Genomic DNA, 12550 nt, shown 5'->3' with positions numbered 1-12550 from the left:
GGGGTGGGGAACATCCGCCGGACACGACCTACAGGTGGAAGCGGTAGACGGTCGGCGGACGGCCGGTGCGGCCTTGCTGAAGGCTGCCCACAGGCACGGCGGCGCCGGCCCGTTCGAGGCGCTTGAGGATCCGGCGGGCGGTGCGGGGCTGTACGGACAGGTGGTCGGCGACCAGTTGCGCGGTCACCCCGGCGCCGGCGGGCCCGGCGGCGGCCAGCTCGCGCAGCCGGTCCACGGTGACGGGACTGAGCCCGACGCGGTGAGCGACCGCCGTGCCCGCCGTGCCCCACGCCGCTGACCCCGTCGACAGGACGAAGTCCACGTCGTCCGGCAAGGACACCACCCCGGCCGTCGGGCCCACCGCGCGGGCGCGGTTCAGGGCGCGGCGGGCCAGGGCCTCCGCGTCGGCCGCCGTGCGGCCGAGGCCGAAGCCGAAGTGGGCCGGGCCGTGGCACGACGACGCGTCGGCCGGGAACGGCAGACGGGTGAACCCGTCGGTCGCCTTGTCCAGCGCCCCGCGCGTCGTCACGACGAGCCGCCGGCCGTCCGGCAGCTCCGCGAGGCTGCCGCCCAGCACGGCCGCGCACTCGGCCGGCAGGACGTCCTCGCCCGGTGGCAGGTCCAGGATGCCGAGGGCCACCTGGGCGTCCCCGCCGCGCAGCCCCTCCGTGGCGAGGACCAGCGCCCGGAGCGTCGCCGATATGGAGTGCCGCGACGGAGCGAGCCGCACCGCGTGCGTCCCCTCGTCCGCCGCCAGCGCCCGGTACGCCGAGCCCAGGCAGGTGATGGCCACCCGGCAGCCGTGCGCGTCCCGCGCGTCCCGGTGGAAGGCGACCAGGTCACGGGACGTCAGGCCCGGCCGGTACGGCAGGACCCGGACCCCGTCCGTGGGCAGCTCGGCCTCCGCCAGCGTGTCCCGTACGTCGGCGCGCCGCAGCGTGTCGATGGACACCCGCGACACGTCGTGGCCCCGCCGCAGCAGTCCGACGAGCGCGCGCAGCAGCGTGGCCCCGCTGTACGGCACGTACAGGGCGGGCCGGTCGAGCAGCCCCTCCGCGTCGGCACGCGCGTGCGGGACGACACCGGTGAACAGCAGCGCGTCGGCGCGGGATCCGCGCGCGCGGAGGACGGCCTCACCCGTCTCGTCCTCATGGCCGTACGGCACGGGCAGCAGCCGCGGGCGGGTGAACCCGGCGTCAGACCCTCCGGCCCGCGCCGCCGCCCCCGTCCCCGTCCCGCCTCCGTACGCGACCACTCTGCGCACCAGGTCCTCGGGCCCTATCACGCCGACCGTGAGCGGCATGGGCCGGTCTCCGTTCTGCTGAAGCTCCGTCAGTTTGCCGCGTCACGCCTGATTGACCGCCGTCCACCGGGGTTCTACTTTCGGCCCAGGCCATAATCGCGTGCTGCCGAGAGGATAAGCCCCCGATGCCGCAACGGGAAATGCCGCTGCCCACCGCCCTCGACCCCTGTGGAAGGACCTTCGGCCCGGAGGAACGTGAAGCGGTGCTCCGGGTCCTCGACTCGGGCGTGCTGTGCGGGGCCTTCGGCCGGGAGACCCGGTCGCTGGAGGCCGAGATGGCCGCGCTGTACGGGCGCGCCGAAGCCGTCTCGTGCAGTTCCGGCACCGCCGCGCTCCACCTCGCGGTCGCCGCCGCGGGTGTCGGGCCGGGCGACGAGGTGGTGACCACGCCCCTCTCGGACTTCGGTACGGTCGCGCCCGTCGTCGCCCAGGGCGCGCGCCCCGTCTTCGCGGACGTACGGGCCGACGACGGCAACCTCGACCCGGACGCCGTCGAGGCCGCCGTCACCCCGCGTACCAAGGCCGTCATCGCCGTGCACCTCTTCGGCGGGGCCGCCGACACCGTACGGCTCCGCGAGATCTGCGACCGGCACGGCCTGCTCCTCATCGAGGACTGCGCCCAGGCCTGGCTGGGCGAGGACCCCGCGGGGCCGCCCGGCCGGCTGCTGGGCACCGCCGGTGACATCGCCTGCTTCAGCCTCCAGCAGTACAAGCACATCACCGCGGGCGACGGCGGCCTCGCCGTCACCGACGACGCGGACCTCGCCCGCCGTATGCGGCTGTTCATGGACAAGGGCTGGGACCGCTCCGAAGGCCGCATCCACCGCACCATGGGCCTCAACTACCGCATGACGGAACTGGTCGCCGCCGTGGCCCGCGCCCAGCTCGCCCGGCTGCCCGGCCTCCTCACCCGCCGCCGCACCTCCGCCGGGCGCCTCGCCGGCGCCGTCGCCGAAGGCGCCGTCCCGGGCGTCCGCCTCGCCACCGCCTCCGGCACCCCGTACGAGGGGCACGCCTGGTGGGTCGTCCCCCTCCTCGTCGACGACAACGCCCGCGCAGCCAAGGCACTCGACGCCCTCGGCGTTCCCGCGCTCCCCGGCTACCTGGAGCGGCCCCTCTACGCCAACCCGGCGCTCGCCGGACACCCGCCGGGCCTCTGCCCCCGCGCCGAGCGGCTCATCGACCGCACCCTTCTCGTCCTGCCCTGGAACGAGGGCTACACCACCGCCGACGCCGACCGCGTCGCCGGGGCCCTGCGAAAGGCGGCCACCGCATGACCAGCACCGACCAGCGGATCCGGCGGCAGGCCGCGCCCGAGCAGGCGCCCTACCCCTGGCTGCACCCCACCCCCCAGGAGCACATCGGCTGGGACGTCGACGTCCTCTACGGCCCCTGGCCCCGCCACCACCGCGACACCGGCCTCGCCGCCGTGCGCGCCCACCTCGCCGCGTCGCCCGTCGCCGGCGCGCTCGCCCTGTCCACACGCGGCCCCCTGTTCGACGACGCCGCCGGCAACGCCGAGACGCTCCGCGACCTCGCGGGCGACCCGCGCCTGCGGCCCGTCGGCACCGTCGACGTGCGGGACGCGCTCACCGCCGACGACCGCCTCGACGAACTCGCCGCCGCCGGAGTGCGGTTCCTGCGCCTGTTCACCGTCGAGCAGGCCGCCCAGCCCGACTTCCCCGGCTACCGCAGGGTGGTGCGACTGGCCGTCGAGCGCGGCATGGTGCTCCTGCACGACGGCGACCCGCGCCGCTTCGGCCCGCCCCTCACCGGGTACGGGGCGAACGTCGTCTTCCTCGACCTGCACGCCTACCTGCTGGCCGACTTCCTCCTCCTGGCCCGCGACGAGCCCGGGTTCAAGGCCACGACCCGCATGCTGTCCGGGCCCGACTCCATCGAACGGGTCGTCGACTCCGTCGGCCCCCGCCATCTCGTCTTCGGGTCACGCACCCCCTTCATGGACATCTCGCCCCAGACACTGAAGCTGCGCTACGCGGACATCGCGGACACCGACCGGGCCGCGATCGCCACCGGGAACGTCGAGGAGCTGCTCGCCTGATGCCCATCATCGACGTACACGCCCATGTGGGCCGCTGGCAGTTCCATCTCACGACCGGCGACGCCGACACCAACCTCCGGCAGATGGACCGGTACGGCATCGACCTCCAGATCGTCTCCGCGTCCGAGGCGGTCGTGTACGACGCGGTCGCCGGCAACGCCGCCCTGCACAAGGCGCTCGCCACCCGCCCGCGTCTGCACGGCTACGCCGTCGTCAACCCCAACCGCATCGACGAGAGCGCCGCCGACCTGCGCCGCTGCCTCGACACCGGCCGGTTCGTCGGCGCCAAGATCCACACCCACTACCCGGGCCGGCTCCCCGGCTCCCGGGAGATGGCCGCCGCCTTCGACGTCGTCGCGGAGGCGGGCGTCCCACTGCTGCTGCACACCTGGGGCCGCGAGGTGACCCTGCTGCCCGAGCTGCTGGAGGCCCGCCCCGGACTGCGCGTCGTCATGGGCCACGCCGGCGGCGACGCGTGGCGCGAGGCGGCGCACGCCGCGGCCGCCTGCGACCGGCTGTACCTGGAGCACTGCCGTACCGCCACCGACGCCGGGCGCATCGCGTACGCCCGCGAGGCCGGCGTCCCGGTCGAGCGGCTGCTGTTCGGCACGGACGCCACCCTCATCGACCCGTGCGTGTCCCTCGGCGTCATCCGCGACGCCCACTTCACGCCCGACGAACTGGACCGCGTCCTGTGGCGCAACGCCGCCGACCTCTTCGGCCTGGAGCTCCCTGCCTCGGAGCTCCCCGCCTCGGAGCCCTCGCCCCCGGAGCTCACCACCCCCTAAGGAGAGCCGTATGGAACGCAGGCGACTGCTGAACGCCGGTGCGGGACTGGCCGTGACCGCCTGGGCCGCCCCCTTCACCACCGCCGAAGCCGCCCCGAACCCCACCTCCGCCCCCGCCTCCCTCCCCGAGCCCGCCTCCGAGCCCGCTCCCGGCTCGGCCGCCGGTGCCGCCGGCCGCTGTTCCGGGCCGCAGACCACCCCGTACGGTGTCGCCTCGTACACCGCCGCCATCGTCGGCGCCACCGTCCTCGGCGACTACGCCTACGTCGTGGCGCGCGGCCAGAACCCGCCGCTCGTCGGCCAGATCGACCTGAGGACCCGCCGGCTCGTCCGCACCGTCCGCCTCGACCGCGGCGACGGCGGCTGGGCCACCACCGTCTCCGGCGGCCACGTCTACATCGGCACCTACCCGTACTCCGACCTGTACCGCCTCGACCCCGCCACCGGCGCCACCACCCGCATCGGCACCCTCGGCCCCACCGGCAGCTTCGTGTGGTGCCTCACCACCGCGCCCGACGGCGCCGTGTACGCCGGCACCTACCCGCGCGGCGAGGTGTGGGAGTACCGCCCGGACACCGGCGTCCTGCGGAACCTGGGCCGCGCCATGGCCGGCGAGCAGTACGTGCGCGGCATCGCCGCCGACGAGACGTACGTGTACGGCGCGACCCTCCCGCACGGCCATGTCGTCGCGTACGACCGGGCCACCGGCGCGCGGCTGGGCACGCTCACCCCGGAGCCGTACGGCGGCGCGTCCGCGCTGCTCGCGCACGACGGCCGGGTCATCGGCTCACTCGGCCGGACCGTCGTCGACCTCGCGCAGGACGGCAGCGACCCGCACGTCCTCCCGATCCCCGCCGCCGAACGGCTCGTGGACGCCATGGCGACCACCCCCGACGGCACCCTGTACTGCGTCGGCCGCCCCACCGGCACCGTCTACCGGCGCGACGGCGATCGGCTCGTACCCGTCGCCACGCCCGCGTCGGGCGACGAGCACCGCGCGCTCCTGCCGCTGCCGGGCGGCGCGGGCGGCACGCTGCTCGGCGCGGCCGGCAGCGGCCGGCTGTGGTGGCTGGACCTCGCGACCGGCGCCGCCGACCTCCTCGAACTCATCGACATCGGCCTGTCCGGCCCCGACCCCGTCCAGTCCATCGCCCGCGACGCCCACCCGATCGGGGCGGCCGTCCACGTCGGCGGCCACTACTCGCTCACCACGCACGACCCCGAGCGGGGCACAGCGCGCCGTATCCGCATCCCCGGGGAGCCCAAGGCGATGCGGGTCGTCGACGGGCTCGTGTACGCGGCGATGTACCCCAGCACCGAGGTCCTGGAGATCGAACCGCGCTTCGGCAGGATCCGCTCCCTCGGGTTCGTCCTGCACGACCAGCAGCGCCCCACCGACCTGGCCCACGCGCCCGACGACAACCTGCTGCTGCTCGCCAGCGCACCGCCCGCCGGCGGGCTCGCCGGGGCACTGACCCTCGTCGACCGCCGCGCCCGCACCCTCACCGTGCACCGGGGCGTCATCCCGGACCAGAGCGTGATGTCCGTGGCGCTCGACGACCGGCGCGGCCACCGCATCGCGTACCTCGCGGGCGACACCTGGGGCGGCGGCAGCGTGCCCCCGGCGCGGCCCAGCGCCACGGTCGCCGCCTTCGACCTGCGCAGCCGGCGGGTGCTGTGGGAGCACGCGCCGATCGAGGGCTACGCCAGCCTCCAGCACATCGAGGTGCTGGGCGGTGTGCTGTACGGGGTCTACAAGCGGGCGGCGGGCGTCTGGTTCGCCATGGACCTGGATACGAAGCAGATCCTGGCGACCGGTCAGCTCCCCAGCTACGGCGAGCTGTCCGTGCACTTCGGCCATGTCTTCGCGGCCGTCTTCGGCGGCGCCGTGTACCGCATCGGGCCCGGCCTCACCGAGGCCGAGCAGGCCGCCGGCGGCCTCGGCAACGGCTGGTACAACCCGCCGCAGCTCGCCTGGGAGAGGACGTCCTGGCACGCCTGGGGCATGTCGTCCCGTGACCTGGCCCGGCTGCGGCTCGACCCGTCGTGCCCGATGGTCGATCAGTCACCCGTGAAGAAGCCCGTGGAGGCCATCCTCAAGGCCCTCCTCGCCAACTGACACACACCGACGCACCAGGCCGTACGGCTCACGCGCCGACGGCCCCGGATTCACGCGACCGGCCCGTCGTCGTCCTCCGCCAGCGCCTCCAGGCAGGCGACGACGGCCCGGCGCTCCGCGTCCGGCAGCCCCGGCCCGTACGGGTCGTGCGCGGCCTCCTCCGGGACCAGGCCCTCCCACACCGCGGCCCACAGCATCCGCCGTACGTACCCCTCGAGGGGCGCACGGAACGTGACCTTCGCGAACCGGTCGAGCCGCCCCGACGCCCGGACGAACGCCCCGTGGTCGCCCTTCCGCCACGCCGTGAGCACCGCGGCCGTCAGCGGTACCCGGGCCGCCGCGATGCCGACCAGCGCCGAGTCCGCGCCCCACATCAGCGAGGGCCCGAACATCCGGTCCTCGCCCGTCACCACCAGCTTCCCGTCCACCGCCGCGTCGATGGCGTCCTGACAGGCCATCGCCCGGTCCAGCGTCGCCAGCTTCACGCCCGCCACCGACGGCACCTCCAGCAGCCGTGCCACCAGCTCCGGCGGGTACGGGTAGCCGCCCGCCTCGCCGTGCAGGAAGAAACCGAGAACCGGAAGCCCCGACTCCGCCGCGACCCGCTCGTGCAGCGCCACCGCCGCGTCGCCGTCCCCGTCGAGCCACGCCGGCGGGTACACCATCACAGCGTCCGCGCCGCCCTCCGCCGCCCGCACGGCCATCGCGGCCGTCGCGTCCGCCGCCTCCCGCGCCCCCACCCGCCCGGCCGAACGCGGCACGCCCGCCCCCGCCACCACCGGCAGCCGGGCGTCCAGCACCTCCCGCCACACGCGCAGCACCCGGTCCCGGTCGGCGTCCGACAGGTACAGGCCGCGCCCCGTGTGGGCCCACACCGCGACCCCGCCCACCGGACCGGCCGCGATCCGCTCCGCGTACCGGCGCAGCGCCCCGAAGTGCACCGTGCCGTGCGCGTCCATCGGCGTGACGACGGCCGGCAGCACCGTCCCGCGCACCCGTTCGACAAGGTGAGTCACCGACATGCGGCACGCTCCTGTTGTCCTTCGCGGTCGTGCCCGCCACGCTAGCTCTTACGGCCTGGACCGTAAAGGAAGGGATCACGCTCCCATGCGACTCGGCCTGTACGTCAACCTCTACGCCCACAAGGACGACCGGCCCCGTCTCGCCGACGCCGTCGAACAGGTGCGCCTCGCCGAACAGGCCGGGTTCACCTGGGCCGTACTCGGCGAACGCCATCTGCACCGGCCCGGCTACCACGAGGCCGTCACCTCACTGGCCTACCTCGCCGCGCACACCGAGCGGATCGGCCTGGCCACGGCCGGGCTCATCGCGCCCGTCCACCATCCGGTGCACCTCGCCGAGTCTCTCGCCCACATCGACGTGCTCTCCGGCGGCCGGCTCACCGCCGGGTTCGTGCTCGGCTACCGGCCCGAGGAGTTCGCCCTGTACGGCGCGCGGCCCCACGAGCGCGTGTCCCGCTTCGAGGAGTGCGTCGAGATCGTGACGCGGCTGTGGAGCGAGGACACCGTCACCCACGAAGGCCGCCGCCACACCCTCACGGACGCGTTCCTGTCCCCGCGGCCCGTGCAGCGCCCCCGCCCCCGCGTCTGGAACGGCGGACGCGTGCCGGCCGCACTCGAACGCACCGCACTGTTCTGCGACGGCTGGACGACGTCCTTCAACGAGACCGACGAGGAGCTGCCGCAGAAGATCGCCCTGTACCGGGCGGCCCCGCGCGGCCCCCGCAGCCTCGGCGCCGAGGTCATCGTCTGCCGCGAGGGGTACGCCGCGCCCACCACCAAGCAGGCCCGCGCCGCCCTGGAGGGCCCGCTGCGCCGCCTGTACGACGCGTACGGCGACTGGAAGCGCACCTCGGCCGACGCGGCCCGCTACGCCCAGCCGTGGGAGGACATCGCGGCCCGGTCGGTCATCGGCTCGTACGAGGAGTGCGCCGACCGGATCGGGCGGTACGCGGAGATGGGCGCCGACGGGATCGTGCTGCGCGTCCAGCCGCCCGGCATGGCGCAGGCGGACGCCCTGAAGGCCATCGAGGCGTTCGGGGAGCTGGCGACCTCCTGAGCCGCGGCTGAGCCACGGCTGAGGCACGGCTGAGCCACGGCCATAGTCACGACTTGAGGCCGGTGGTGGCGACCGAGTCCGTCAGATAGCGCTGGAGCAGCCCGAACACCAGCAGGCAGGGGATCACCGTGATGGTGGCCCCCGCCATCATCTGGTTGATCGTCACGTTCTCGCCCTCCAGGGTGGCCAGGCCCACGGTCAGGGTCCGCATGGCCTCCGACTGGCCGATGACCAGCGGCCACAGGAAGTCGTTCCAGTGCCATAGGAAGACGAACACGCCGAGCGTGGCGAGGACCGGCCGGATCAGCGGCAGCACCACCGTCGTGTACACACGCCACTCCGACGCGCCGTCGATCCGCGCCGCCTCGAACAGCTCGTCCGGCAGCTGCACGATGAACTGCCGCATCAGGAAAACCGCCTGCGAGTTGGCGAGCGTCGGCACGATCAGACCCCAGTACGTGTCGACGCCGCCCAGGTCCGACACGAGCAGGTAGTACGGGATGAGCGTGGCCTGGAACGGCACCATCAGCGTCGCCAGGAACGCCCAGAACAGCACCTCGCGCCCCGGGAACCGCTTCTTGGCGAACGCGTACCCGGCCATCGACGCGAACAGCAGGATCAGCAGCACCGACACCAGCGAGTAGACCAGCGAGTTGACCGCCCAGCGCGTGATGTCGGCGGTCTCCAGGATCTCCGAGAAGTTGCGGAAGGTGGCCCGCGTGACGTCGAGGGCATCCGGCAGCGTCCGGCCGCCCGCCGGGGCGAACGCCACCAGGACCATGACCACGAACGGCGTGACGGTCACGACGGCGACCAGGACCAGCAGGACCGGCAGCCTCAGCCGCGCCATCAGTCCGTCTCCCTTCCGATGAGCCGGCGCTGGATCAGCGAGAACACCAGCACGATCAGGAACAGCACGAGGCCGACCGCGCTCGCGTAGCCGAAGTCGAAGAACTTGAACCCGGAGTCGTACAGGAAGTACACGAGGGAGTAGCTGGCCCTGACCGGGCCGCCCGCCGTCATCACGTACATCGCGTCGAACACCTGGAACGCCTGGATGGCCTCGATCACGAGGACGAAGAACAGCACGGGCCGCAGCATCGGCAGGGTCACCCAGCGGAACCGCTGCCAGGCGGTCGCCCCGTCGATGACGGCCGCCTCGGTGATCTCGCGCGGCACGGACTGGAGGCCGGCGAGCAGGATCAGCATGGAGTAGCCGAAGCCCTTCCACGCGGAGGCGGCCGCGATGGACGGCAGGACCAGGTGCTCGCTGCCGAGGAAGTCGACGGGGCCGAGGCCGAGCCCGCCGAGCGCGGAGTTCAGCAGTCCGTCCTGGACCTCGTAGATCCACTTCCAGATCACGGCGGCGAGGACGACGCTCGTGACGTACGGCAGGAAGAACAGGCCGCGGAAGAAGCCGCGCAGCCAGAGCGTGCGGTGCAGCAGCACGGCCGTGCCGAGGGCGAGCAGCACCGTCATCGGCACGTACAGGGCGGTGTAGACGGCGGTGACGGTGAGGCTGTCCCAGAACAGGTCGTCGGCGATGAGCCGGGTGTAGTTGGCGGTGCCGATGAACGTCCAGTCGCCGTTGATGCGGTAGTCGGTCAGTGAGAGGAACGCGGCGCCGAGGGTGGGGCCGAAGCGGAACACGGTGAACAGCACGAGCATCGGCGCGACGAACGCGAGACCGGCCAGGGCCTCGCGTCGGCGGGCCGGGCTGAGGCGGCCGCGGCGGGGCCCGCGTACGGGGCTGACGGGGAGCGGCGCGGCGGCCGGTGGAGCGTCGGGCGCGGTCGCGCGCGGTTCGACCTTGCTCAACGCTGCCGTGCCAGCAGTTCGTCGCCCTGCCTCGCCGCGTCGGCCAGGGCACGCTGCGGGGACTTCTTGCCGGTGAGGGCCGCCTGGATCTCCGGTGACAGCAGTGCCATGAGCTGCCGGGCGGCGGGGTGCGGCTCACCCGGGTGGACGTGCGCGAGCGCCTTCTCGTACTGCTGCGCGTACGGGCTGTCGTTGGGGACGGTGACGTCGGCGCGGGGCGAGAAGAAGCCGCCGGCCTTGCCCATGGCGGCGATCTGGGCGGGCTGCGTCATGTACGTCACGAACTTCTCGGCGCCGGAAGGATTCTGCGAACGGGCGTTGAGGGCGAGGCCGCCGGGGAGGCCGAAGCAGACCTGTTTGCCGGGGCCTGACAGGGCCGGGCCGACGATCACGTTGCCCTTCCCCCAGGCCTTCTCGGCGAGGGCCGCGTCGGCGGGCGTGTTGGTGTAGCCCATGGCGACCTGCTCCTTGCCGAGGGCCTGGTCGGTGAAGAGGTTCGCGTTGGTCATGGCGGACTTCGGCACGGCGCCCGCCTTGTACAGGTCCACCAGGAAGGTGAGCGCCTCGACGCCCTCGGGGCTGTTGAACGCCGTCTTCCTGCCGCTCTCGTCGAACACGCGGCCGCCCGCCTGCCACAGCAGCGGGTAGAAGCTCATGTTGAGCGACGCCTCGTTGCTCGCGGAGTAGTCGAGCGTGGCGACACCCGCGGCCTGCCGCAGCTTGGGTGCGGCGTTCCTGATGGCGTCCCAGGTGGCCGGGGGCTCCTTCATACCGGCCTTGTCCAGCAGCTTCTTGTTGTAGAGCGTGCTGGTGACCGTCTGGTAGATCGGGGCGGCGTAGACCTCGCCGTCGATCGTCATGGCCTCCAGGGCGGCGGGGCGGTACGCGGAGCGCGCCTGCTCGATGGCCCGGTCGACGGGGCGGAGCGCCCGATTCGCCTGGAACTGCGGGATCTGGTCGGGGATCAGGAGGACCACGTCGGGGCCCTTGCCGCTGCCGAACGCGGTGGCGAGCTTCTGGTCCCGGTTCTCCCAGGGCTGCTGCTCGATGTTCAGGTCGATGCCCTTCTCGGAGGCCTCGAAGCCCTTCTCGATGCCGTCCCAGAAGGCGGCGTTGGCCTTCGGATCCATGATCACCGGGTACATCCAGACGGTGACCCGGTCCGACCCCGAGGCGCCGGCGCCACCACCGCAGCCGGCCGCCGCGAGGGCGGTGAGCGTGAGCGTCGCGAGGGAGACGGTGGCGCGCGTGAACCCTGTCTTCATGGGGGCCTCCGGAAGCCCTGGGGACGTCTAGGTTTCGGCCTGGGCCGAAAGTAACCGGGCGGTATGGGGCTGTCAACGCCGCCCGCCGGGGCGGCCCACAACGACCGCCGGATGGCGGCAGGCTGATGAGACGTCATTTCCCTTGACCATTCAATTGACGGTTCAATTATGCGGGTGGGATTCCGTACGGCCTGTGACCGCGGCATTGTCGCAGAGTGATGAATTCCGTTGACAGTTTTTCAAATAGCGCGGCGCGCTATCTCGATTCGGTTACGACATCCTTAAACAGGACTGGACCACTCGGCGCCTACGCGCGTAACTCCCTTGATTCTTAAGGGATTTGATGGTTCATCATTTACGCATGTCCGGTAACGGAACGGACTCGTTCGGCAGGTCCCTCTTTGCCGGAATTCTCCGTTCATGCGTTCTGGCAGGCTTCCGCGCACCGTCCTCTGACCAAGGAAAGGTGCACAACTCGTGTCCGGACGCCGAAGAATGAAGAAGACTCACCGCGCCAGGCCGCGCCGGCTGATACTCGCGACGGCCGCCGTCGCCGTCGTCACCGCCATCGGGGGAGTGACCTACCAGGGCCTGTACGGGGAGGCCGACACCGCGGCGGCCGGGAGCGGCTCGCCGTCCCTCGCCCAGCCGGCGGCCGCGTCGCCCGGTGCGGCGCCGGAGCCGGCGGCCGAGCCCGCCCGCGACAAGGAGCCGGAGCCGCTCCCCGAGACGCCGAAGAGCGAGCCCCGCAAGGGCCTCGTCTTCGACGGGCTCAAGGCTGCGCCCGATGGCGACCCCTGCGCGGGCGTCTACCGCACCACCGGCGGCCACTGCACCCACGGGCCCGACGCGCCACCGCCGGGCGTCGACATCAAGAAGGACACCCCGCCGGCGGTGAAGGCCGAGGTACCGGCCGAGGACCCGGCGAAGGACTCGAAGGACTCGAAGGGCTCCCAGGACGCGAAGGGCTCCCAGGACTCCCAGGACTCGCAGGGCTCGAAGGGCTCGAAGGGCTCGAAGGGCTCGGAGGACGCGTCCACGGACGTGCCGGGGGGCTCGTCCGGAGACTCGTCCGACGGCGCGGAGCCGGCCCTGCCCGCCGCAGCCGACGCACCG

10 protein-coding genes and 1 pseudogene are annotated in these 12550 nt (G+C 73.1%); 6 read left to right on the top strand and 5 right to left on the bottom strand.

Features of this window, described 5'->3' with window-relative positions:
- Nucleotides 1-28 precede the first annotated feature (28 nt).
- Nucleotides 29-1303, bottom strand: a complete 1275-nt coding sequence (locus HTZ82_RS00760) for a hypothetical protein (protein WP_175407275.1) — start codon at nt 1301-1303, stop codon at nt 29-31.
- A 125-nt stretch (nt 1304-1428) separates the two neighbouring features.
- On the opposite strand from HTZ82_RS00760, the gene HTZ82_RS00755 reads away from it, so the two are divergent.
- Genes HTZ82_RS00755 through HTZ82_RS00740 form a run of 4 tightly spaced genes read left to right on the top strand, consistent with a single transcriptional unit; the run spans nt 1429 to nt 6272 of the window.
- Nucleotides 1429-2580 carry a DegT/DnrJ/EryC1/StrS aminotransferase family protein gene (locus HTZ82_RS00755; protein ID WP_254711540.1) on the top strand — a complete coding sequence of 384 codons (1152 nt, stop codon included), beginning with the start codon at nt 1429-1431 and terminating at the stop codon, nt 2578-2580.
- Entirely contained in the window at nt 2577-3365 is a 789-nt protein-coding gene (locus HTZ82_RS00750) for an amidohydrolase family protein (RefSeq protein ID WP_175407274.1), read from the top strand. Before HTZ82_RS00755 ends, HTZ82_RS00750 begins: the two co-directional genes overlap by 4 nt.
- Entirely contained in the window at nt 3365-4153 is a 789-nt protein-coding gene (locus tag HTZ82_RS00745) for an amidohydrolase family protein (RefSeq protein WP_175407273.1), read from the top strand. The genes HTZ82_RS00750 and HTZ82_RS00745 overlap by 1 nt, the downstream gene beginning before the upstream one ends.
- 10 nt (nt 4154-4163) lie before the next feature.
- On the top strand, nt 4164-6272 hold the full coding sequence (locus tag HTZ82_RS00740) for a PQQ-like beta-propeller repeat protein (RefSeq protein ID WP_175407272.1): 2109 nt from the start codon (nt 4164-4166) through the stop codon (nt 6270-6272).
- A gap of 50 nt (nt 6273-6322) precedes the next feature.
- Here the strand turns inward: HTZ82_RS00740 and HTZ82_RS00735 are convergent, their stop codons facing one another.
- Entirely contained in the window at nt 6323-7294 is a 972-nt protein-coding gene (locus tag HTZ82_RS00735; protein WP_175407271.1) for a dihydrodipicolinate synthase family protein, read from the bottom strand.
- Nucleotides 7295-7379: 85 nt separating this feature from the next.
- Between HTZ82_RS00735 and HTZ82_RS00730 the strand changes: the two genes are divergently transcribed.
- Nucleotides 7380-8351 (top strand): LLM class flavin-dependent oxidoreductase, encoded by a 972-nt coding sequence (locus tag HTZ82_RS00730; protein ID WP_175407270.1) that lies wholly within the window; start codon nt 7380-7382, stop codon nt 8349-8351.
- Nucleotides 8352-8397: 46 nt separating this feature from the next.
- Here the strand turns inward: HTZ82_RS00730 and HTZ82_RS00725 are convergent, their stop codons facing one another.
- From HTZ82_RS00725 to HTZ82_RS00715, 3 genes are read right to left on the bottom strand one after another with little or no spacing between them, the layout of a single operon-like run.
- The gene (locus tag HTZ82_RS00725) at nt 8398-9201 is read right to left on the bottom strand and encodes a carbohydrate ABC transporter permease (RefSeq protein ID WP_175407269.1); all 804 of its coding nucleotides are present in this window, start codon (nt 9199-9201) and stop codon (nt 8398-8400) included.
- Complete coding sequence (locus HTZ82_RS00720) at nt 9201-10169, bottom strand: carbohydrate ABC transporter permease (RefSeq protein WP_254711539.1); 969 nt, start codon at nt 10167-10169, stop codon at nt 9201-9203. The genes HTZ82_RS00725 and HTZ82_RS00720 overlap by 1 nt, the downstream gene beginning before the upstream one ends.
- Nucleotides 10166-11434: a sugar ABC transporter substrate-binding protein gene (locus HTZ82_RS00715; protein ID WP_175407268.1), complete on the bottom strand. Its 1269-nt coding sequence runs from the start codon at nt 11432-11434 to the stop codon at nt 10166-10168. The genes HTZ82_RS00720 and HTZ82_RS00715 overlap by 4 nt, the downstream gene beginning before the upstream one ends.
- A 495-nt stretch (nt 11435-11929) precedes the next feature.
- On the opposite strand from HTZ82_RS00715, the pseudogene HTZ82_RS00710 reads away from it, so the two are divergent.
- Nucleotides 11930-12550: pseudogene (locus HTZ82_RS00710) on the top strand (hypothetical protein); the annotation flags it as partial.

This window comes from Streptomyces sp. TRM64462, from assembly GCF_013362995.1.
Classification (GTDB): domain Bacteria; phylum Actinomycetota; class Actinomycetes; order Streptomycetales; family Streptomycetaceae; genus Streptomyces.
This window is presented reverse-complemented; position numbering and strand designations above follow the sequence as displayed.